The organism is Pontibacter silvestris, from assembly GCF_020907275.1.
Classification (GTDB): Bacteria; Bacteroidota; Bacteroidia; order Cytophagales; family Hymenobacteraceae; genus Pontibacter; species Pontibacter silvestris.
Window position 1 is genome coordinate 67,058 of sequence record NZ_JAJJWI010000010.1, and the last position, 22,673, is coordinate 89,730.

Annotated in this window: 17 protein-coding genes; 10 read left to right on the forward strand and 7 right to left on the reverse strand. The window is 43.5% G+C overall.

What is annotated here, in order from left to right; translation table 11 throughout:
• The first annotated feature begins 160 nt into the window (after window positions 1-160).
• The 7 genes from LN995_RS10925 (at window position 161) to LN995_RS10955 (ending at window position 10,215) form a co-directional block, all read left to right on the forward strand.
• Window positions 161-3,079, forward strand: coding sequence for a M16 family metallopeptidase (locus tag LN995_RS10925; protein WP_317206945.1), 2,919 nt, complete (start codon window positions 161-163; stop codon window positions 3,077-3,079).
• A 511-nt stretch (window positions 3,080-3,590) separates the two neighbouring features.
• A complete protein-coding gene (locus tag LN995_RS10930) occupies window positions 3,591-4,118 on the forward strand; it encodes a (2Fe-2S)-binding protein (protein ID WP_229961102.1) in 528 nt (175 codons plus the stop codon).
• Window positions 4,115-5,110, forward strand: a complete 996-nt coding sequence (locus tag LN995_RS10935) for an FAD binding domain-containing protein (RefSeq protein ID WP_229961103.1) — start codon at window positions 4,115-4,117, stop codon at window positions 5,108-5,110. The genes LN995_RS10930 and LN995_RS10935 overlap by 4 nt, the downstream gene beginning before the upstream one ends.
• Window positions 5,107-7,326 carry a xanthine dehydrogenase family protein molybdopterin-binding subunit gene (locus LN995_RS10940; RefSeq protein WP_229961104.1) on the forward strand — a complete coding sequence of 740 codons (2,220 nt, stop codon included), beginning with the start codon at window positions 5,107-5,109 and terminating at the stop codon, window positions 7,324-7,326. The genes LN995_RS10935 and LN995_RS10940 overlap by 4 nt, the downstream gene beginning before the upstream one ends.
• A gap of 85 nt (window positions 7,327-7,411) precedes the next feature.
• Complete coding sequence (locus tag LN995_RS10945; protein WP_229961105.1) at window positions 7,412-8,386, forward strand: SDR family oxidoreductase; 975 nt, start codon at window positions 7,412-7,414, stop codon at window positions 8,384-8,386.
• Between the two features lie 30 nt (window positions 8,387-8,416).
• Complete coding sequence (locus LN995_RS10950; RefSeq protein ID WP_229961106.1) at window positions 8,417-9,574, forward strand: XdhC family protein; 1,158 nt, start codon at window positions 8,417-8,419, stop codon at window positions 9,572-9,574.
• Window positions 9,575-9,591: 17 nt separating this feature from the next.
• Window positions 9,592-10,215 carry a nucleotidyltransferase family protein gene (locus LN995_RS10955; protein WP_229961107.1) on the forward strand — a complete coding sequence of 208 codons (624 nt, stop codon included), beginning with the start codon at window positions 9,592-9,594 and terminating at the stop codon, window positions 10,213-10,215.
• Window positions 10,216-10,254: 39 nt separating this feature from the next.
• On the opposite strand, the gene LN995_RS10960 is transcribed toward LN995_RS10955, so the two are convergent.
• Together LN995_RS10960 and LN995_RS10965 are read right to left on the reverse strand one after the other, a co-directional pair.
• Window positions 10,255-11,577 (reverse strand): flavin monoamine oxidase family protein, encoded by a 1,323-nt coding sequence (locus LN995_RS10960; protein ID WP_262910465.1) that lies wholly within the window; start codon window positions 11,575-11,577, stop codon window positions 10,255-10,257.
• A gap of 318 nt (window positions 11,578-11,895) precedes the next feature.
• Entirely contained in the window at window positions 11,896-12,300 is a 405-nt protein-coding gene (locus LN995_RS10965; protein ID WP_229961108.1) for a hypothetical protein, read from the reverse strand.
• 239 nt (window positions 12,301-12,539) lie between these two features.
• Here LN995_RS10965 and LN995_RS10970 point away from each other — a divergent pair, with 239 nt between their 5' ends.
• Window positions 12,540-13,013, forward strand: coding sequence for a Panacea domain-containing protein (locus LN995_RS10970; protein WP_229961109.1), 474 nt, complete (start codon window positions 12,540-12,542; stop codon window positions 13,011-13,013).
• A gap of 5 nt (window positions 13,014-13,018) precedes the next feature.
• Window positions 13,019-13,420 carry a hypothetical protein gene (locus tag LN995_RS10975; RefSeq protein WP_229961110.1) on the forward strand — a complete coding sequence of 134 codons (402 nt, stop codon included), beginning with the start codon at window positions 13,019-13,021 and terminating at the stop codon, window positions 13,418-13,420.
• 83 nt (window positions 13,421-13,503) lie between these two features.
• Here LN995_RS10975 and LN995_RS10980 read toward each other — a convergent pair whose 3' ends face one another.
• The 4 genes from LN995_RS10980 to LN995_RS10995 form a co-directional block, all read right to left on the reverse strand.
• Window positions 13,504-14,922 carry an RtcB family protein gene (locus LN995_RS10980; RefSeq protein WP_229961111.1) on the reverse strand — a complete coding sequence of 473 codons (1,419 nt, stop codon included), beginning with the start codon at window positions 14,920-14,922 and terminating at the stop codon, window positions 13,504-13,506.
• A 250-nt stretch (window positions 14,923-15,172) separates the two neighbouring features.
• On the reverse strand, window positions 15,173-15,664 hold the full coding sequence (locus LN995_RS10985; protein WP_229961112.1) for an ankyrin repeat domain-containing protein: 492 nt from the start codon (window positions 15,662-15,664) through the stop codon (window positions 15,173-15,175).
• Between the two features lie 214 nt (window positions 15,665-15,878).
• Window positions 15,879-17,930, reverse strand: coding sequence for a M13 family metallopeptidase (locus tag LN995_RS10990; protein ID WP_377469298.1), 2,052 nt, complete (start codon window positions 17,928-17,930; stop codon window positions 15,879-15,881).
• A 377-nt stretch (window positions 17,931-18,307) separates the two neighbouring features.
• On the reverse strand, window positions 18,308-19,873 hold the full coding sequence (locus LN995_RS10995; protein ID WP_229961113.1) for a protein adenylyltransferase SelO: 1,566 nt from the start codon (window positions 19,871-19,873) through the stop codon (window positions 18,308-18,310).
• A gap of 279 nt (window positions 19,874-20,152) precedes the next feature.
• Here LN995_RS10995 and dacB point away from each other — a divergent pair, with 279 nt between their 5' ends.
• On the forward strand, window positions 20,153-21,550 hold the full coding sequence (gene dacB / locus LN995_RS11000; RefSeq protein WP_229961114.1) for a D-alanyl-D-alanine carboxypeptidase/D-alanyl-D-alanine endopeptidase: 1,398 nt from the start codon (window positions 20,153-20,155) through the stop codon (window positions 21,548-21,550).
• A 111-nt stretch (window positions 21,551-21,661) separates the two neighbouring features.
• On the opposite strand, the gene LN995_RS11005 is transcribed toward dacB, so the two are convergent.
• Window positions 21,662-21,976, reverse strand: a complete 315-nt coding sequence (locus LN995_RS11005; protein ID WP_229961115.1) for a hypothetical protein — start codon at window positions 21,974-21,976, stop codon at window positions 21,662-21,664.
• Window positions 21,977-22,673: the final 697 nt, after the last annotated feature.

Genomic DNA, 22,673 nt, shown 5'->3' on the forward strand with positions numbered 1-22,673 from the left:
CTATAACAGGTGTTAGCATGTACAGTTAAGCGTTACACATGCTTTATGTCTGTTTTTAACGAAGCTGTCAAACACAAACTGGTGATCTATTATCCCGCGAATAAGAGTAGTTGTGTAAAGTTTGTACTTTTACCTTTAGCAATAGAACAAGTTAACTTATATGTTGCATAAAATAAAATTAACACTTATGGCCTGTGCCGTAGCGGCTGCATTGCCACTACAGTTACAGGCACAAAAAGCTGCTTCTAAAACGAAGCTGGTAGAGAAAGTGGCAAAAAAAGGCAATGAACTGGTTATCCCTTTCCAAAAATATATGTTACCAAACGGATTGACCGTGGTAGTGCACGAGGATCATTCAGACCCTATGGTGCATGTGGATATGACGTACCATGTTGGTTCCGCCCGGGAAGAAATTGGTAAATCAGGTTTTGCGCACTTCTTTGAGCACATGATGTTTGAAGGCTCTACAAACGTACCAGAGGGGGCTATAGATAAAATAATAGTAGGAGCAGGAGGTACTGTACCTAATGGATCTACAAACCGTGACCGCACAAATTACTATGAAACCGTTCCGAGCAACATGCTGGAAACAGCTCTCTGGGTAGAAGCTGACAGAATGGGCTTTTTACTTGATGCTGTTACACAGAAGAAGTTCGAAATACAGCGGGAAACAGTAAAGAATGAACGAGGCCAGAGCTACGACAACCGCCCCTATGGTCTGGCCTCTGAAAAAATAGCGGAGGCTTTATATCCTTATGGTCATCCCTATTCCTGGACTACTATTGGGTATATCGAAGACCTGAACCGCGGAAATGTAGAAGACTTAAAGAAATTCTTTCTGCGTTGGTACGGTCCTAACAATGCTACCTTAACGGTGGGAGGCGATATAAAACCACAGGAGGTAGTAAAACTGGCAGAGAAATACTTTGGTACTATACCGCGTGTACCTGGAGTAGAAAAGATGGAGCTGCCTGCTATTGTTCTACCTAATGACCGTTACATTTCATATGAGGATAATATCCGTTTACCGATGCTGCAGATGGTGTATCCTTCTGTACCGGCATACCATCCAGATGAGGTCGCTTTGGATTGCTTATCGGAGATATTGGGTGGCGGAAAGAACGCTATCCTGTACCAGAACCTGGTGAAGACGCAGAAAGCAAACACTGCCAGAGCCAGTAACTACAGTGCAGAACTGGCAGGGCAATTCGCTGTTACTGTCTTGACTTTCCCGGACCAGACGCTTGCTGATATGGAAAAGCAGGTGCGGGAGTCTTTTGCTGAGTTTGAGAAGAATGGCGTGACGGATGATGCCCTGGCCCGTTTTAAATCTTCTTACGAAGCAAACCTGATAAACAGGCTTTCCAGTGTGGCAGGTAAAACTTCCCAGTTGGCCGCGCACCAAACATTTACAGGAGAGCCGAACCAGCTACCAAAAGAGTTAAAGGCAATACAGGCCTTGACCAAAGCGGATGTGATGCGCGTGTACAACCAGTATATTAAAGGCAAACATGCTGTTATCTTGAGTGTAGTGCCCAAAGGCCAGCCTGATGCCGTGGCCAAAGCTGATAATTTCAAAATAGATAAGAGTGGCTACCAGGCTCCTGAAGACCAGTATGCACGTCTTACTTATGTGAAAGCCAAAGATAATTTCGACCGAAGCAAACAACCTCCCCTGGGGCCTAACCCAGTGGTAACAGTACCGCCTTTCTGGACCGACAAGCTGCATAATGGCATTAAAGTGATTGGTACGAAAAATAGTGAAGTGCCAACCGTAACCTTGTTATTCTCAATCAGAAGGGGACATAAACTGGAAGCCAAAGACCCTTCTAAAGCTGGTATTGCATCATTAACGGCTGAAATGCTTAACGAGGCCTCTGAAAATTATACTTCAGAGGAGATCAGTAATCAGCTGGAGAAGTTAGGTAGCTCCATCTCTTTTGATAGTGATGAAGATGAAATGACTGTTTCTGTACAGTCGCTGGTGAAGAACCTGAATGCTACGCTGGAGCTTTTAGAGGAGCGTATGTTGCACCCTCGCTTTGCCCAGGAAGACTTTGACCGTTTGAAAAAGCAGCGTTTAGAAGCTATTGCTAACCAAAGCACGCAGCCAACAGTTATTGCCAATAATGTTTATAATAAGCTGCTCTATGGTGAGGGGAATATTATGGCCGTGCCGGAAGTAGGAACTACTGCCAGTGTCAGCCATATTACCTTAGATGATGTGAAGAAGTTTTATGCTGCTAATTTCTCGCCGTCTGTAACCAGTTTAGTGGTGGTGGGAGATACGGAGCAAAGCGAAATTTTACCGAAACTATCTTTCCTGGATAAATGGTCTCAGAAGCCTGTAGAAATTCCGGCTAATACTACCTTTGCTACCATCGATAAAACCAAGATATATTTAGTAGACAAAGAGAATGCTGCACAAACTGAAATAAGGATTGGCTATATGGCTTTGCCTTATGACGTTACAGGTAATTATTACAAAGCTGGCTTGATGAACTTTATATTAGGAGGAGATTTTAGCAGCCGTATCAATCAAAACCTGCGCGAAGGTAAGGGCTATACCTATGGTGCCCGCTCTGGCTTCTCCGGTTCTGAAACAGTTGGTCCGTTTACAGCTGCTGCAGGTGTGCGTGCCAATGCATCAGACAGCTCAGTGGTGGAGTTTATGAAGGAGATTAAGCTGATGAAAGAAAAAGGCATTTCTGACGAAGAACTGGCTTACCTGAAGACGGCTATCGGGCAGAGCTATGCCCGTAAGTATGAAACCTCTTTTCAGAAAGCTTCTTTCCTGAACAACCTGCTGCGTTATAACCTGGATAAAGATTATCTAAAAAAACAGAATGAGATTCTTCAGCATATAACCAAAGAAGAACTTAATGCTATAGCTAAAAAGTACCTGCCAACAGATAAAATGAACATTGTGTTGGTTGGAGATAAAGCAACCATAAAACCAGGTTTAGAAAAGCTTGGTTATGACTTAGTGGAGCTGGATGCTGAGGGCAACATGCTTGTGACAAGTGCAGAGTCTAATGCATCACAGGTAAAAGAGCCAGCTAAAGCAGTTAAGAAATAAAGTTCTATTTGCTATAAAGTTTGTAAACAAAAGAGGCTGCCTTATTAAGGCAGCCTCTTTTGTTTACTGAAGAAGATCAAAACTATTTACAGCCTCAGCTAATGTGACCTTATGAAACAAACTCTGCTAGGATAACTTTAATAGTTGTCAGACCCTCAAAAGGTAATTAAAGTAATAAATATAATTTAACTACTTTGGCTTAAGCTAGAATTTCCTTCCCTTTTAACTCTTCATCCCCTCTTCTCAGGTAGATAGAGTACTGTAAAAATCAACAGCTATAAAAACAACAGTCTCTCTGTTAACATATATTTCTAAGCCTGCGTAAGACTCAAGGAATACTAGATCTTGCTGATAAAGTTCAACTGATTTAGCTGCTTAAGTACAAAGCTTTTAAAATAGGTATTTGTAAAGATGCAGATTTAGTAGGACCGCTCAATGTAAAGTACAGCTATCAAAGCTCCATGGCCAGAGCTACTCACTTTTATCTTCAAAACCATTTGAACCAGCTAACATGAAAGACAAACCACAAAATGAAACTGCTGAAAAACACACGCCATTTTTACCTCCTAAAAACACTATTACGCTCACCATCAATGGTGTGGAACATCGTTTAGAAGTTGCTCCCTGGACATCTTTACTCGATTTATTACGGGAGCATCTGGACCTCACTGGCACAAAGAAAGGATGTGACCACGGACAATGTGGGGCCTGCACGGTTCTTCTCAACGGCAAGCGAATTAATTCCTGCCTGACGTTGGCTGTTATGAAAGATGGCTCTGAAGTTACGACCATTGAGGGACTGGCAAAAGATGGCGAGCTTCACCCGGTGCAACAAGCTTTTATAGACCATGATGCTTTCCAGTGCGGGTACTGCACACCAGGACAAATTTGCTCTACAATCGGACTGGTAAATGAAGGCAAAGCCAAAACACTGGACGATATCCGCGATCTGATGAGTGGCAATATCTGCCGCTGTGGAGCTTATAATAATATTGTAAAGGTAGTTCAGGAAGCATTAGAAAGGAGCCAGGCACAATGAGAAGTTTTAACTATACCAGAGCAGAGGATGTCGGTAATGCTGTAAGCCAGGTGGCTGCAGATAAAGGAGCAAAGTTTATAGCAGGTGGCACTAACCTACTCGATTTAATGAAGATACAGGTGATGCGGCCGAGTCGTTTGGTTGATATTACACGCCTTGCTTTAGACACTATTGAAGAGACAGATGATGGTGGCTTAAGGCTAGGAGCACTTGTAACTAACAGCGATACAGCCTATCACGAGCAGGTAGAGAAGCGTTACCCATTGCTTTCTCATGCCATACTGGCTGGTGCTACAGCACAATTGCGCAATATGGCTACCGACGGCGGAAATCTACTGCAGCGCACCCGTTGTTACTACTTTTACGATACGGATACACCTTGCAATAAGCGTGAACCTGGAACAGGCTGTTCTGCCATCCAGGGATATAACCGCGACCTTGCTATTTTAGGTACCAGCGAACATTGCATTGCCACACATCCTTCCGATATGGCTGTGGCTCTTGCCGCGCTCGAAGCCACTGTACGTGTTACAGGCCCTAATGGGGAGCGTACCATTCCGCTTTCTGAGTTCCATAGACTGCCTGGCAATACGCCACATATAGACAGTAACCTGGGAGATGACGAGATTATTACAGCAATTGACTTACCTGCCAAAGGCTTTGCCGACCATTACACTTATATAAAGCTACGCGATCGTGCTTCGTATGCTTTTGCACTGGTATCGGTTGCCGCCGCTTTAGATATGGAAGGCGACACCATAAAAGAAGCTCGTATTGCGCTTGGAGGGGTAGCTCATAAGCCCTGGAGAAAGCCTGAAGCAGAAGCTTTGTTAAATGGCCGGCAAGCGACGAGGGAAAACTTCCGGAAAGTAGCCGAAGCTTACATAGAGGGTGCAAAAGGATACGGAGACAATGATTTTAAAATAGAGCTTGCAAAACGCGCTATAGTACGTGCCCTAGAACAAGCCTTAGAAATGGAGGAAAAATCATGATAACAAACCAAATAGGAAAACCGGCCAATCGCGTGGATGGTCGCGCTAAAGTAACAGGAGAAGCAAAATATGCAGCTGAGTTCAGTGCACCTGATCTTACGTATGGTTTCGTTGTAAGCAGTGCCATTGCCAAAGGAAGAATAAAGAGCATTGATGCCAGCCAGGCGCTTCAGCTGGACGGCGTGTTACAGGTTTTTACTCACGAAAACAGACCTGGTTATATCTGGGGCGATAAAAATTATCAGGATAAAGACTCGCCTCCGGGTTCCCCATTCCGTCCGCTGTACGACAACGAAGTGCAGTTTAGCATGCAGCCTATAGCGCTTGTGGTAGCGGACACTTTTGAATTGGCAAGGTATGCCGCATCTTTAGTAAAAGTTGAGTACGTAACGCAGGAGTTTGATACCGATTTTGAAGCTAACATAGGAAAGGCTTACGTGCCTGAGCAGTATAAGTCCAACCCTCCGCCAGAGCCTTGGGGCAATCCGGACGAAGCTTTGGCTAGTGCCGCTGTCAAAATCGAAACAGAATATGCACATCCAAGCGAACACCACAACCCTATGGAGATGCATGCTTCTACAGTGGTGTGGGGAGATGGTGGCAAGATGACTATCTATGATAAAGTTCAGGGGGTGCAGAATAGCCAGCAGTACATTGCCAAAGCTTTCGCTCTTCCGATGGAGGAGGTGCATGTTATATCACCTTTTGTAGGGGGAGCATTCGGCTCCGGTCTACGGCCGCAGTATCAGTTGTTTTTAGCAGTACTGGCGGCACGTGAGCTGAAGCGTTCAGTAAGGGTAGTGCTGACACGCCAGCAAATGTTTTCTTTTGGGCATCGCCCTAAAACAGTACAGCGGTTTGCTTTAGGGGCTTCTACAGACGGTAAACTAGAGGCTGTCATGCATGATGCCTTTGCGGAGACATCTAAGTTTGAAGATTACAGCGAGAATGTTGTTATATGGCCGGGCGTACTTTACCATTGTGATAATGTTAAAGTTAGCCATAAACTAGTGGCTCTGGATGTATATACACCGCTTGATATGCGTGCACCAGGCGGAGCTACCGGTATATATGCCCTGGAATGCGCAATGGACGAGCTTGCATATAAAGTAGGCATGGACCCATTGGAGTTTCGCCTGAAGAACTATTCAGAAAGAGACCAGAACGAAGACAAACCGTTTTCCAGCAAAGAACTGCGCGAATGTTACAGGCAGGGGGCAGAAAAATTTGGCTGGAATAAACGAAGCAAAGAGCCACGTTCTATGCGGGAGGGCCATAACCTGATTGGCTGGGGAATGGCTCATGGAGCCTGGGAAGCGACCCAGAAGCCTGCTGCTGCCAAAGCAGTTTTATCTGCCGATGGTAAACTGACTGTTAGTTGCGCGACAGCTGACATTGGTACAGGTACCTATACAGTTATGACGCAAATTGCTGCTGATACACTTGGTATGCCGCTGGAGGATGTTACATTTAAACTTGGTGACTCTTCTCTGCCGATGTCTCCTTTAGAAGGTGGCTCCTGGACAGTTTCTTCTGTTGGCTCTGCAGTAAAAGCTGTATGTGATAAAGTAGGTGAAAAGCTTTTAAAGCTGGCTCAGCAAATGCCAGGTTCACCGCTTGCCAGTGTTACGTTTAAGGATATAATTTTTGCGGATGGCCAAATCAAGCTTAAAAACAATCCTGCCCAGGGGGTTGCTGTTACAGACATCATCAATCAAGGTGGGTTTGAAGGAATAGAAGAGGATGTTTCAAATGAGCCTGATAAGGGGCAAAGTAACTATGGTCGCTATGCTCACTCAGCAGTTTTTGTGGAAGTAAAAGTTGATGAAGATTTAGGAACCGTCAAAGTTACGCGTGTTGTCAGTGCTATTGCAGGTGGTCGTATCATGAATCCAAAGACAGCAAAAAGCCAGATACTGGGCGGTGTAGTCTGGGGCATAGGTATGGCGATGGAAGAAGAAACAGTAATGGACAATAACTTGGGCCGGTTCATGAATCACGACCTCGATAAATATCACGTTCCTGTTAATGCCGATGTACATGACATTGATGTGATATTTGTAGAAGAAAATGATGATATTGTTAACCCTATCGGAGCGAAAGGCCTGGGTGAAATAGGTATTGTAAGTGTTGCTCCGGCTATTGCCAATGCTGTGTTTCACGCAACTGGCAAGCGTGTCCGCGATCTGCCTATTACTTTAGACAAAGCAATGTAATGAAGAAGGCTACAGCCTGTAGAACTCTGTTTGCAGGCTGTAGCCTTCTTTCTCCTGCAAAAAACAATGTTAAATCTACCAGGTTATGAAAACGACTAAGCATTTAAATAGAAAAGTGGTGGTCCTGACTGGGGCATCTAGTGGTATAGGCCGTGCGACAGCATTAGAATTTGCACGTGGCGGTGCTACTCTTGTGTTAGCTGCAAGGCGGGATGATGCCTTAGCTGAAGTGGTGACAGAATGCGAAGCCTTGGGTGCCAAAGCTGTTTTTGTAAAAACAGATGTTACAGACTCAAATGCAGTGCAGCACCTGGCACAGGCAGCCCACGAATTGGCAGGCCGGATCGATGTCTGGATTAACAATGCCGGTATTGGTGCCGTGGGTGAATTTACTCAAACACCTATGGAGGCACATGAGCAGGTGATAAAGACAAACCTGCTGGGGCATATGCATGGTGCTTATGCTGTGCTACCCTATTTCAAAGAGCAAGGTTATGGTATATTGATTAACACGATTTCGGTAGGTGCCTGGGTACCGCAACCTTACACTGTAGCTTATGCAGCCAGTAAGTTTGGTTTGCGGGGCTTCTCAGGTGCATTGCGCGGAGAGTTACTGAAATGGCCTGATATTCATATATGCGATGTCTTTCCTGCTTTTATTGATACTCCCGGCTTTCAGCATGGCGGAAATTACATTGGATTAAAAATAAAACCTATTCCGCCTGTTTATGATCCGCAGCGTGTTGCCGAGGCTATGGTTGCGCTGGCAACTTATCCGAAAGAGGCTGTAACAGTAGGGGGATCGGCTAATTTCCTCAGATTTTCGTATGAGTTGTTGCCTGGCCTTACGCGCCGTTTGATGGCAGGTATTATGGAAAATTACTTTCACAGAGCTAAAACAGCACCTGTTTCAGATAATAGCCTGTTCGAGCCATCTGGCTCTGAAACAGGTATTGAAGGCGGGTGGCGTTCTCCTGGTGAGCAACGAAGGGTAGCCTTAACAAGTGCAGCCATAATTGCCGGATTGGGTGCCGGGATATACTTTTTTAACCGAAAGTAACAGCATATTAGTTGTTTAGTTAAGTTTAGAATGAAAGAAATAAGTGATATAGTGAGAGCATCTGATGTAGCCCAGGAAGAGGGAAAGCAGATGGCCTTGGCAACAGTGGTACATGTTAAGGGGTCGTCTTATCGCAGGCCTGGTGCGCGTATGCTGGTAACTGAAGACGGTAAATTAACCGGAGCCATAAGTGGTGGTTGCCTGGAGGGAGACGCTTTACGCAAGGCACGATTGGTAATGTCGCAGCAACAGGCTATGCTGGTCACTTACGACACAACTGACGACGACGATGCCAAGCTAGGAGTAGGCTTAGGCTGTAACGGTATTATCCAGATTCTAATAGAGCCTATCAATGTAGAAGATCCTGACAATCCGATCCAGTTACTTAAACTCTTTCTAAGCAAGAGACAAACAGGTGTACTGGTTACCCTGTTTTGCCTGCAGAATAAAAGAGCCAAGCAGCCGGGGACTTGTTTTTTTCTATATGAAAATGAAAAGCTTACAGGCTCCTGTTTTGATAAAGATTTACAGCCTCAACTGTTAGCAGATGCCCGAAAAGTAATGCGGAATAAAGCTTCTGCCATACAGGAATATGCTACACAAGCGCAGCCGCTAACAGGTTTCATAGAATTTTTAAAACCTCCAGTTTCGCTTGTTGTCATTGGGGCTGGGAACGATGTAATGCCTCTGGTTCAAATGGCAGCTGTTATGGGTTGGGAGACTAATGTAGTGGACGGACGGGCTAACTATGCGACAGTAGAGCGTTTTCCATTGGCAGGAAAAGTGTTGGTTTCTAAAGCTGATAAAGTTCTTGACCAGGTGAGGCAAGACGACCAAACGATTTTCTTACTTATGACTCATAACTATAACTATGACCTGGCTATGTTACGGCAGCTTTTGCCTTTACAGCTTCCTTACATAGGTGTATTGGGGCCTAAAAAGAAACTGAACCGTATGCTAGATGAGTTGCAGGAGGAGGGAATGGAGATAAACAATGAACACCTGGCCAGTGTATATGGACCTGTTGGGCTTGATGTAGGCGCAGAGACATCTGAGGAAATTGCTTTATCAGTTATGGCAGAGATCAAAGCGGTATTATCTAAAAAGGCAGGTACCTTCTTACGGGAAAAACGAGACACAATTCATGAACGCGAATCAAAACCGGGCAACCAAGTAGTTCTTTCGTAGGGAACACAAAAGCACATATGATTGGTATTATCGTACTGGCGGCAGGAGCATCCACCAGGTTAGGAGAACCTAAGCAAAAAGTACAGTTTCAGGGAAAAAGTCTTTTGCAACATGCTGTGCAGGTTGCACTTAATTCAGACGGTAAGCCGGTGGTTGTGGTATTGGGAGCTAATGCTGAGGCTGTTCGGCCGGAGGTAGCTCAGGAGCCTGTGCAGCTTATCATAAACCCCGAATGGCAGGAGGGGATGAGCGCTTCAATAAGAACTGGTCTCTCGGCGTTGCAAAAGATGCATGCAGGAGTAACAGGAGTTATACTTATGTTATGCGACCAGCCTTTTGTGGAGCCTGCTATACTGAATAAGTTAATAGAAGCTAATTATGCAACCGGAAAGGGAATTATCGCCTGCGCCTATAACAAAACCTTGGGCGCACCTGTGTTTTTCGATAAAGCTTTTTTTCCTGATTTACTTTCCTTAAAAGGGCAGGAGGGTGCGAAGAAGCTGCTTTTTAAACATGCCAATGCTGTTGCCTCTATACCGTTTCCCCAGGGCAGCATAGATATAGACACACCTGCTGATTATGCTTTGCTCCACCAGGGGCATAATAATAATAATAATAATAATAATAATAATAAGGCTTAACTTCTTATAAATGCCTTCGACCCAAGTTAATAATAAACCTTATCTTTCTTTAACAACTGAACCAAGCAATTGCTGAGCCGCTTCGTGCCCACTAGCCAGAGCCGCTTCTACTGTACCCATTGCTTCTCCTTCATATAAGGCTTCACCAGCAAAAAAGAGGGTATTATCCTGCGGCTGTGTCAGTACCTTTCTGGCTTTTTTTGACGCTACGGTAGCATAGGTATAAGCACCACGGGCAAAAGGGTCTGTCACCCAGTTCACTACTTGTTTGGCGATAAGCTGCCCTTGCAAAAAGCTGGTATCGGTTTCAAAGATATAGGCAAGAGATTTCAGTGCTTCTGTGATAATGTCGTCTTCTGTTAAATCTTTATGCTTTTCTGCCAGAGGACCAGATATCCATCCTGTAAGTAAAGGAGTTTTTTCGGGAAAGTGTGTCCACCAGGTAGGAGCTGGGGTGGCATCTGAAAATAAGAAGCTTAGTTCAGGTAGCTGGCTAACTTGTTGCTTATTCTTTTCATTATCCCAAAAAGCAGTTTTGAACTCGAGTAAAATCTTAATCACCGGGCCGAAACCCAAAGTTTGTAGTGCAGCAGACTTTTCGGGAAGGGCAGGGGTAAACCTGATGTGTCCTTTGCTGCCAGGCTCTGAAAGTAGCACACCCAGTGGTACTGTAATTAATATTTTAGAGGCTGTAAAAGACTGTTCTTGCTCGCAAAGTACCTCTACGTGGCCTGCCTGCCAGCGTACTTCCTGCACTATAAGTGACAGATGAATGACGCAACCTGATGCCTGTGCTTCATTTGCAAGAAAATCCAATACTTGGCTGTAGCCGCCCTTCGGAAAGTAAGAATTGGTGGCACCACCACTTTGCAGTTCATCCCGCAGGGCCATTGCGCTTAGTTGCTGTATGTTGGCAGCATCGTAACCTTCTGCAAATTTTGTAACAGATTCCCGTAAGCCAGTGTATTGTTCTTCCTTAAAATATTTTTCCAGGAAGGCCGCTAAGGTCAAATCCTCCTCAAGCTTATTTAGCTTTTTAATCAGCTCCTGGTAATTATCTATAAACTCATCAGATTGTTGTAGTTCCCCATGTTTTACCTGATAAGATTTACCCTCCATGGCAAAAAAAGAGATACCTGCTTCTTTGAAAACTTCCTGTGTTACCGGCAAATTACCATGCACAAATTCTGCTCCCACTTCTATAGGCACAGAAAAACCTGCTGCTCTCTGTGTATAGATACGCCCTCCAGTCCGGTCGCGTGCTTCCAGTACGGCTACTTTATAACCTGCTTTAGCTAAATGCCGTGCAGCCATTAGCCCCGAAGCCCCTGCTCCTACGATCAATATGTCGAACTTACTCATACTATAGTTTTGTGGCTGATATGCTATTGCTGGTCCTTTGATGTTTAAACTATGTTTACCCTTGCAGTGGCTCGTGCGTTACAGGGCAAAGCTATTTTACCAGTAATGTTTTGATGAAAAAAGAGCCTGAACAAACTTTCAGCCTCACTTTGCTGAAATACTTCTGTTTTTAAAAGTTTGGCCTTCTGTTGACAAACGTTAAACTATAGTTAAAGAAGTGTGCAGGACGGATTGTATAATAAGCACAAAAGCCTGCCTTAAGTTATATTACAGCCAATTGTTAAAAGGTTGGGGCAGAGAATAGGCTTTATAATCCTTCTATTCCGGAAGAGCTATCCAGTCAAGGGCGGCGTCATATGTTATAAACTGCTCAAAGGCAATACCAGTATTAAACATTTTATAAGCTTGCTGTACCAAATTCTCAAAAGACATATAGTGAAAAATATCACTGTTGCCTACCTGAGCTAGTTTTTGCAAGTCAGATTTGATAACTATAGGCACTATTTTGCGAAGCACCCAGAGCTGGTCACTAATCAGAATCCCATTTAATAAGCGGGTATCAGCAATCCAGTACTTAACGTTTTCATTTTTGATAAAGTTTGCGACAAACGATATTGTATTCCTTAATTCTTCGCTACTAATGGTTCTGTGCATTGAAGTATAAAGAAAATGTCGCTCTTTATCGTAATCAACGTTAATGTATTCGGTAATGTTAACTTCCATTAGGATACTTTAATACTGGTTAAAAGAACGCAAAAGTAGTATTTATCATTGAATATATATAGCACAGTGCTATTTGTTTTTCCTACTAATCGTTAGTTAAATGGTTTAAAATGAATAGCTTATAATGTCTTCAGTGCTTAAAAGCACATTCGCTTATCTCCTAAACTTTTAATTATGATGCACTGTATTATGTATCATAATTCTTTTGCTAACTTGCATAAAGTCAGTATACAATTTACATGCCATATCCTGCATCTTATATTGCTTATGCCCTTGTTAAGAAGGGGATTGAATCCGGCCAGTTTGTAACTCAGATGAAGTTACAGAAGATGGTTTTCTTTGCTCATGGTTATCATCTGGCAAAATATAATGGAGAGCCGCTTATTCAGGAAAACTTTGAAGCCTGGCGTTTCGGGCCTGTTGTTCCGGATATTTACCAGGATTTCAAATTATATGGCAGCAGCCCTATAAGAGATACAGACCTATGTTTTGCCATACCGAAAGACAATGTACTTTATGAGCTTGACGATAAAGCAAAAGATGCTGTAGAATATACCTGGGAAGCAACAAAAGATATTGGTGCGTTAGCCTTGTCGAACTGGACACATGCCGAGGATTCTCCCTGGTCCAGAGTCTACCAGCCAGGCACTTTAAGTGTACCGATTGATAACAAAGACATTAAAGACTATTTTGAAAATTTATTAGCCGCTTAAAGTTCATGAGTGAAACTAAGCCGTCAGCAGCAACTTCTGCAGTAAAGCCCGCAGCAGAAATAAAGGAAGTTATACGGAAACAGTTTGCTTCACCTGTAAGTGTAAGTGGTTCTATTGCTGATGAGGTAGAGTTTGTAAACGAAGAATTTAACAGAGAACTGCAGAAGGAGCGCCTGAAAAGGTTAAGAGACGACAACGAAGCCAGGAAAAATTTTGCAGACAGAATTTTTAGAGTAACAGTTATATGGATGTTTTGCATCCTTGTGGTGGTAATTTTAGGCGGTATGGGTAAACTTATATATTCCGATGCTGTTTTAATCGCCCTTATTACGACTACGACTGCTAACGTTTTTGGCTTCTTCTATGTAGTGGTGAATTACCTTTTTAATAAGGAAAAATCAACCTGAGTTCTTAGCATTCGGTTACTTGCTTAGTTTTTCCTGTTTTTCTGAGCCTGCTTTCTGTTTATATGTTGCTTATTAATTTTGGCTTAATCTACCTCTATATATTTCTCATCCCCATTCATACGCACAATTTTAGGATGGAAAGTGCCCACTACCTCCACGAGGTCCTGCTGTGATGCCATTACTTTGTTGATATCTTTATAAACCATTGGGGCCTCATCCAGGCCGGAGCCTAGAACATCTACCCCAGCTTTCTGCAAGTACTTGCGCACCTGGGGAAGGGAGAGCGTTTTTTTAGCCTCTGTTCTGGACATAAGGCGTCCGGCTCCATGCGAGGCGGAATTAATAGAAGCAGCTTCCCCTTTGCCACGTACTATAAAGCCAGGTGTGGCCATAGAGCCGGGTATAATACCCATCACGCCTTTACCTGCTGGTGTTGCCCCTTTACGATGAACGATAACCTCTTTGCCGGTAGCATCTTTCTCTTTCCAGGCAAAGTTGTGGTGGTTCTCAATCACAGCCATTGGTTGTTCCGTTAGTTTATTCGCCAGACGCTCGTGTATCTGATGATGACAGGCAGAGGCGTAGTCACCAGCAAGGTTCATAGCTAACCAGTATTCTTGCCCGGCCTCCGTGTCCAGGTCTAACCAAGCCAGGTGTTTGGCATCAGGTGGTAGTTGGCAGGCATCCATAGCCACTTTTGTATAGTAACCGGCAATGTTGGCCCCTAACCGGCGGGAACCTGAATGGGAGAGAATTGCCAGGTACTTCCCCTTTGGCAGGTCATGGTCATTGTTGACATCATGTATTTCCACAGTACCAAACTCTACAAAATGGTTACCGCCGCCTGAGGTGCCCAATTGCTGATAAGCCCTGTCTTTCATTTCCCGCACAATGGGCAGCTCAGAGAATTCAGGTCTATCCATAACAGGGTGGTTCATGGGCCTTTTAAAGGAAGTGTGGCCGAAGCGGGTATTATCGAGCAGCATCTTTTTAAGCTTATCTTGGTTTTTATCTATAAAACCAGTGTGAATATCATAAATGCTCATGCACATGCGGCAACCAATGTCTACCCCTACCCCATATGGTATCGCGACATTATGTGTTGCCAGTACACCACCAATTGGTAACCCGTAACCCTGGTGGGCATCTGGCATCAGGGCTCCTGCCTGCGCAATGGGCAAACGCATGGCCAGTTCCATCTGGTGAAGAGCACCTCCTTCAATGTTTTCTCCACCATAGATGGCAAATTTCTGCTTTCCCGGCTTTAGCTCTATAGGTCCAGACGATTTCTGTGTGAGTATGGCTTGTGCCAGCGGCCCCAGAGTTGCCTGTAACTTATACTGTTCCGGTGCAGTTAGCACATCCTGCAGTAACTCTATCTGATGGTTACGGGCCAGATCAGTATAATAAGTATCTATTAGTTGCAGGGCAATAGTAACTGGTTTACCGGAAGGGAAGCCGAGGGTAAGTAAATCTTTAGCGGTAAGTTTTGCTGAAGCCATATATTCTTGTTTGTCTCTCTATTTGGTACGAAAGCACAGGAGATAAGACTATCTCTTGTTTAAAGAAGAGGCTTGTGCATTTATTTTATAGATGAAGTTATTATTGTATAGTTGCAAAGTTGAGCATTTGCAGCAGGAGTGCCTTTGTTTGATAACTTTACATTAAAAGAGCCAGAGGCCCAGGAACAGTAGACGCGAGGCTGGAGCCTCGCGCGATGAGATGTCATGAAAACTCGACGTTCTTAAACTTCTACGTATGCTGTTGCAATAGCTTAAGAGCTTCTTCATTACCTTGTTGTATGGCAAGATCATAAGCTGTCAGGCCCCGGACATCCTGAATGGTTGTATCGGCATTGTACTCCAGGAGTATTTTTACCAGTTCATTTCTTCCAAATAAAGTTGCAAACATCAAAGCTGTACCACCATTACCGTTCTGTAAGTTTAAATCAGCTCCGTTTTCAATCAAAAGACGGGCTATGTCCGGATATCCTTTAAAGCAAACTCCCATCAAAGCTGTGTTTCCACTGGCATCCTGCGCATTTACTTCGGCATTAGCATTTATTAATGCTTTGGCTGCTTCTAAATGGTCATCATAACAAGCAATAATCAAAGGTGTGAAACCTTTGGCATTTTGAACATTGATATTTGCTTTGTTCTCGATGAGTTGCGTTAAATAATCCACATCACCTTTTCGGGCAGCATCAAAAAGGAGATCTTCCTGGGCTGTAGAGTAAAATTGCATATTAAGTTAGGTTAAGTACAAAAAAGTTTATAATCATGAGTACGATAAAGTTGCGTATATGATTAAGAATGTTTCATAAAAGAGATGGGCTTACTGTGGGAGAAGGAGAGGTGATGAAGCTGCTTGGGATATGCTAATAATAAAAAATGCCGCTCCAATACATGATGGAGCAGCATTTTGAAACCAAAGTAAGGTAGCTATTCAGCTGACTTTATTACCAGAGTCTGATTCTTTCTTCTGGTGCTTTATAAAGCTTATCGCCTGGCTGTACATTGAACGCCTCATACCAGGCATCCATGTTTACAGGTGCACCAATTGTTCTGTACTCACCCGGAGAGTGTGGGTCTGTTACAATCTGTTGTGCTGCACTTTCAGGAAGAATGTTAGTTCTCCATACCTGTGCCCAAGAAAGGAAGAAACGCTGATCTGGTGTGAAGCCATCAATCTTTTCATTAGACTGACCTTGTTTAGTCATTTTAAAAGCTTCGTAAGCGGCATTCAGTCCGCCTAGGTCACCGATGTTCTCGCCAAGCGTCAGCTTACCATTTACATGAATCGTGTCTAAAACGGTATAAGCATCATACTGAGTTGCCAGAGCCTGTGCTTTTTCCTTAAACCTGGTTTGGTCTTCATCTGTCCACCAGTTTCGCAAGGTACCATCTTTGTCATACTGGCTACCTGAATCATCGAAACCGTGAGAAATCTCGTGGCCTATAACAGCTCCGATACCACCGTAGTTGACGGCGTCGTCTGCATTAGGGTCGAAGAACGGGAACTGCAGGATACCGGCTGGGAACACAATCTCGTTCATAACTGGGCTGTAATAAGCGTTTACAGTTGGTGCAGTCATTCCCCACTTAGTTCTGTCAACAGGCTTGCCTAGCTGGCCTACCATGTCGTTGTAAGCCCACTGGCCGGCATTACGTACATTCTGGAAGAAAGACTTACGGCTGATTTCCAGACCATCGTAGTTTTTCCACTTGTCAGGATAACCTACTTTAGGTGTAAAGGCATGTAGTTTAGCAAGTGCTTTCTCTTTGGTCGTAGCGCTCATCCACTCAAGGTTGTTGATGCGGATTTCGTAAGCTTTGATCAGGTTCCCGATCAGCTCCTGCATTCTTTCCTTCGCCTCAGGTTTAAAGTACTTCTTCACGTATACCTGGCCCAGCAATTCACCAATCGTATGGTCAGTAAGCGACGACATACGCTGCCAGCGAGGAGTTTGTACTTTTTGTCCGTTCAAAGCTTGAGTATAAGCAAAGTTCGCATCAACAAACGGAGAGCTCAGGTAAGGAGCAGAAGACTTAAGCACATTCCACTGAAGGTAAGTCTGCCAGTCTTCAATAGGAGTGCTTGTCAGCAGGCCATCCAGATCTTTGAAGAATGAAGGGTTGTTTACCAGGATTGTATCTTCTCCGCTTACCTTCATTTTAGCCAACAACGATTTCCATTCAATGTTTGAAGTAGTTTTGCTGAAATCGGCTATTGCAAATTTATTGTAAGTCTTGTATGGGTCACGCATCTCTACACGGCTCATTTGGGCCTCAGCCATCTTCTTCTCAAGGTTAAAGATAGTCTCTGCCTTCTTCTGAGCTGCTGCTTCCGGAGTACCGGTTAAAGAAAAAAGTGTCGTGATGTAGGTTTTATATGCATCCTGAATTTTCTGGCTACGTGCATCATCTTTCAGGTAATAATCGCGGTCAGGTAAGGTAGTACCGCCCTGGCTAAGCTGGGGAACCATGTTGTTTACATCTTTACGGTCCTGGCCTACATAAAAGCCGAACATTGGAGATGCAGCACCAGAAGTTCTAAGTTTTGCCACTTCACTTAATACACCGTTTATATCCTTAACAGATTTCACTCTCTTAAGATCTGCTTTAATAGGATAATATCCCTGCTTTTCAATGGCGGCGCTGTCCATAGCGGCGGCATAGAAGTCGCCTACGCGTTTTTGTACAGAGCCTTTAGGAGCCTTTGTATCTGCAGCGGCTTCATTAAGAATAGTTTTAACTGCATTAATATTGAAATCACGCAGTAGGTTAAAGCTTCCCCAACGGGTTTCTTTTGCCGGAACAGGATTGTTTTTTAACCAGGTTCCATTGGCATAAGTGTAAAAGTCATCACCTGGCTTTACAGTCAGGTCCATGTTACTCTTATCTATAAAAGAAGCCGGTGTTGCGCCGCTTTGCTGTGCCGAAGCTTCGAACCCGAATGCTGTAGCGGTACCAAAAAGTAGTAGTCTTAGGTGGTTTTTCCAGTTCGACATGTTTTTTATCGAATTTTGTTTAGACATAGATTAGTTGTGATACTGACGATTAGTTTAAGATTTTTACTTTGCTAAAGATGCAAATATAATAGTTTATCAATTTGAAGCCTGCTTTATTTCTATGATTGTATTTAAGCCTGTGATGGCTGGAGCCTTTAAATGGGTGAGGCTTTATATTGGTTTGGGGTAGATGCAGTAACCAAATTATCTTAAAGCATTAAATAGCAAAGATATCCTGTGTTAAAAGAGGCAATATTAAGACTCTTTTGTTTGTTTTTGCCTGTTCTTCTGTTAAACATGAAATAGCCCCGATCAGTTCGAAGTTATGAAGCTTATATTAAAAAGGGTGCTTAAGCAGCCTCCAGATGTTCTGCATATTATGAACTACAGGAAAGCATAGAGCAACCAGCTTTTTTTGTTGCCCACTCAGGTCTTTTGGCAAAGAACTCGTCAAACTTGCTGGAGTAAGGTTCCTTAATAGCCTCCTGCAACTGAATAAATAGCTTGTTTTCACCTTTTTCCAATTCCTCTATTGCCTGAGACAGCAGGTAGTTCCTTAAGATAAAGCGTGGGTTGCTTGCTCTCATGCGCTTCTTGGACTCTTCTCTTGAACAGGTATTCTTATTGATTCGCGCTACATAAGCTTTTATCAAACTATAGAAAGCTTCTCTTTCTTCAGATTCAGTATCTTTATAAAAGCTATCCTGAAAGTGGCTCCAAACATCCTGCTCATTTTCTATGGTAAGCGGAAAGTCAATGAGAAGCTGGTAAAAAATAGTCATATCAGGCTTGATAGTAGAAAGTACTTTTTCAAATTGCTCTATAAGTTCGGTGTCCGCTGCCTGTACCTGATCAAGCCCCAGCTTATTCCCCATCATGGTTAAGTACTTACTGGCAAAAACATCGCTGTAAGCCTCCAGTGTTTCCACTAAAGCTTTGGTGTCTGGTAAAAGCGAGGCAACTGCGCTTGCCAGGCAACCCAGGTTCCAGTAAGCAATGGAAGCCTGCTTTCCGAAAGCATACCTTCTGCCCGGTAAATCGGTAGTGTTAGGTGTGAAATTAGGGTCGTAATCATCTAGGAAAGAGTAGGGGCCATAGTCGATGGTAAGGCCCAGAATAGACATGTTATCGGTGTTCATAACGCCATGTACAAAACCTACCCGTAGCCACTCCACCATTAAATTGGCTGTTCGTTCCACCACTTCTTTAAACCAGGCAAGAACTCTTTCTTCTCCTTCTCCCTGTATGTGTGGATAATAGCGGTCTATCGTCCAGTTAACCAACTTTCTGAGGTTCTCTGTCTCCTTTCTGGCAGCTGGCATTTCAAAGTTTCCGAAGCGTAAAAGACTAGGGGCGACACGCATTACAATGGCTCCAGGTTCAAAAGCTGCATTTCCATTGTAAAACATATCGCGCAGTACCGGGTCACCGGTAGCAACAAGGCTCAAAGCTCTGGTGGTAGGAATACTCAGGTAATGCATGGCTTCACTCATCAGATATTCCCGGACAGAAGATCTCAGTACTGCCCTGCCATCGGCCCTGCGTGAGTATGGTGTAGGGCCTGCACCTTTTAACTGGAATTCCCATGTTGTGCCGGCAGCCGTTTCCCACTCACCTAATGTTATGGCTCTGCCGTCACCTAACTGGCCTGCCCAATGCCCGAACTGATGCCCGGCATAGCAGGCCGCGTACGGATGCATGGAAGCTGTAACATGATTCCCACCCAATATATCAACCTCCTTCTGGTTTGTCGGTTTTTGTATTCCCAACTCTTTCGCCAGATCTTCTGACCAAGCCAGCAGTGTTGGTTGCTTCACAGGCGTAGGAATGGCTTTGCTATATAAGACTCCCGGTGTTTGCCGTGGTTTTAAGTCACCACTTTCATCGCCATCGAATGTACTTACAAACTCATTTTTATATTCTTTGGAGCTTAGGCTCTGCATAAAGTATCGGTTTTGATTGTTTTATTTCTGTTAAAGTATGTTCTTTTATTGTGACTTTACCAGCTTGGTTCTTTAACAAAAAGTCTGCAAGAATAGTTGAATTTAGTGGGATGTGCCAGAAAAGAATGGGAATGGTAGAGGGCATTTAACCTTTTATTGCTTAAGCTGTTTAAGCCCGATGATTAACAGTAACTATATAGCTTATGGCAGCAGCAACTTATGAACAACTCTTAAAGCTATGGTTGGTTTCGCACTGGATTTATTATTTACTTTAAGGTGATGAAACAACTGATAGCAAAATTAACCTTAATGGTAGCGTGCACTTTGGTGCACACATTGGCCTGTTCTCAAACTGTTACGGAGAAACTTTCAGCTGCCTTCAAAGCTTTTCAGGACGACCCGCAACTGCGCAATGGCATCGCCTCTTTGTATGTAGTGGACGCGAAAACGGGGCATGTAGTGTTTGACAGAAACGCAATGATTGGCTTAGCTCCGGCTTCTACCATGAAAGTAATTACAAGTGTAAGTGCTTATGAGCTATTAGGTGCAGATTTCCAGTACGAGACAACATTTGCTTACCTCAACAACAAAGAGAAGTCGTCGCTTCTGATTTTCCCGAGCGGAGACCCTACTTTTGGCAGTTGGCGCTGGCGTGATACAAAAGAGAGTGTTGTCTTAAAAAAGCTAAGCCAGGCTATCCGGGAAACAGGAATAAAGTCTTTTAATGAAGTGCTGCTGGTTAATGAAGGTTGGGACGAAGAAACAGTACCAGATGGCTGGATATGGCAGGACATAGGCAATTATTACGGGGCAGGACCAGCCAAGCTGAACTGGCGCGAGAACCAATACGATGTTCTTTTAAAATCAGGTAAACAAATAGGCGACCCGGTTACCATTGTTAAAACCGTACCGGCCTTGCATGGCTATTCGTTAACGTCGGAACTTACTTCTGCAGCGGCTGGTACGGGTGATAATGCGTATATTTATTTTCCTTTAAGTGCAGCAACTGGCGTTATCAGAGGTACTATTCCTGTCAACGAAAACAGCTTTAAGATTTCCGGAGCTGTACCTATTGCTTCTCGTCAGTTTGTAGGCACCTTAGCAGATACGCTTAAGCTTTTAGGTATAAGGCTTCCGCAAACAGCGGCGGAACAAAATAAACTAAACTTCCCTATCAGTAGCTGTACTACCTTTCATACTGTAACGTCACCCCCGCTGGACAGCATTATTTACTGGTTCAATAAAAAGAGTATTAACCTGTACGGAGAAGCTTTACTGAAAACAATGGCCTCAAAACATAAAGGGAATGGTTCTACTAACGAAGGGATAGAGTTAATTCGAAACTTTTGGAAGCAAAAAGGTATACCGGAAACAGAAGTAAGTCTAGTGGATGGCTCCGGCCTTTCGCCATTGAACAGGGTAACTACACATGCGCAGGTGAGTATTTTGCAGCATGCCCGGAAACAAGCCTGGTTCAACGGTTTCTATACAGCTCTGCCACTTTATAATAGCATGAAAATGAAAAGCGGGTCTATAAGAGGTGTAAGAGGGTATTGTGGCTACCATAGAAGTAAAGACGGGAAGGAATATATTTTCTCCTTCCTAGTTAATAATTATAGTGGCTCCTCTTCAGCAGTTGTACATAAAATGTATAAAGTGCTGGATAATCTAAAATAGAGAAACATTTCGGACTCATGCTGTGTCTGAAAATCAAAAGACCCGAGTGTTTTACCCGGGTCTTTTGTAGTTTTAAAGCTATATGTTAATATTTATTTGTGGCTAGGCCAATTATTTTTCATTGCCTAAGCCTTCGTTGTTTTTCTGCCCTTTTAGTGTACTGGCGTTGGGCTGGTTATTGCGAAATTCTTTGTCAGAGCTATCTGCACCACGGGTTGTAGTGGTGGCATTTTCCTGTGTATCTTTATCAGGGCTAGCTTTTCCTGGTTTGGCACCACCAGTTGTACCTTCCCTGCTTGGTTTATTCTCTCCGCGCGTATTTTCGGCACTACCACCTACAGGGCCTGTTTGTTGGCCGGGCTGCTGTCCGCTTACTCCTGCGTGTGTGTTCAATTCGTTGCTGATATTATCTTTATTATCTGACATGGTTTTTCTCCTTCTCTTTTGTGAAACATCATTTTATCAACCACTGGATAACTCCAGCATAATAAGTTGTACGGACGAAGTTAAGTATAGGGTTAGCTATAGCTATAGTATAACGTGTCTGTTGTTGATAAACTAGTTCCTGGCTGTAGTAGAGAGTTTGTAATACTAAATTTATACTAAACACCTTCAGCAATAGTGAATGAAGCTTGAGTGAAATTGTTTATGAAAATATTAGTTGTCAGTTGATCGTGTGGTAGTGATGTTGCATATTAAGTGCAATGGTTTTCCTATACCGGAACTTAAGGCTGTTTAACTTTTTGCTTCATTACCAACAGCTACTGATTTTACCTTAAAGCACAGTCCCGGCAGAACATGCTATTTAAATAATTTGATAGTTTATTTATTGCTCCGGGTGTACTTCATCAGTCAGCATATGCAATAATAGCTGTTATTCTGTTATTAGTGGACCAGGGAGCAGTATCTGCTTCTCCAGTTGCAGGCCTATTCCCTGAGCTATGTTTTTTCTCCCTTTATTAACCCTATGGTTGGTGTATGTGAATTATTGCAGTTAAAAATTATTTAAAATTGTAGTGAATTATTGTTTAGCTTAAGGGTAGGATGTCCCTTTAGAATTTATTTTATGATCAAGATTCTTACAGGTAAAAAACAATTTGGACTTTTTGTATTTAATTTGATA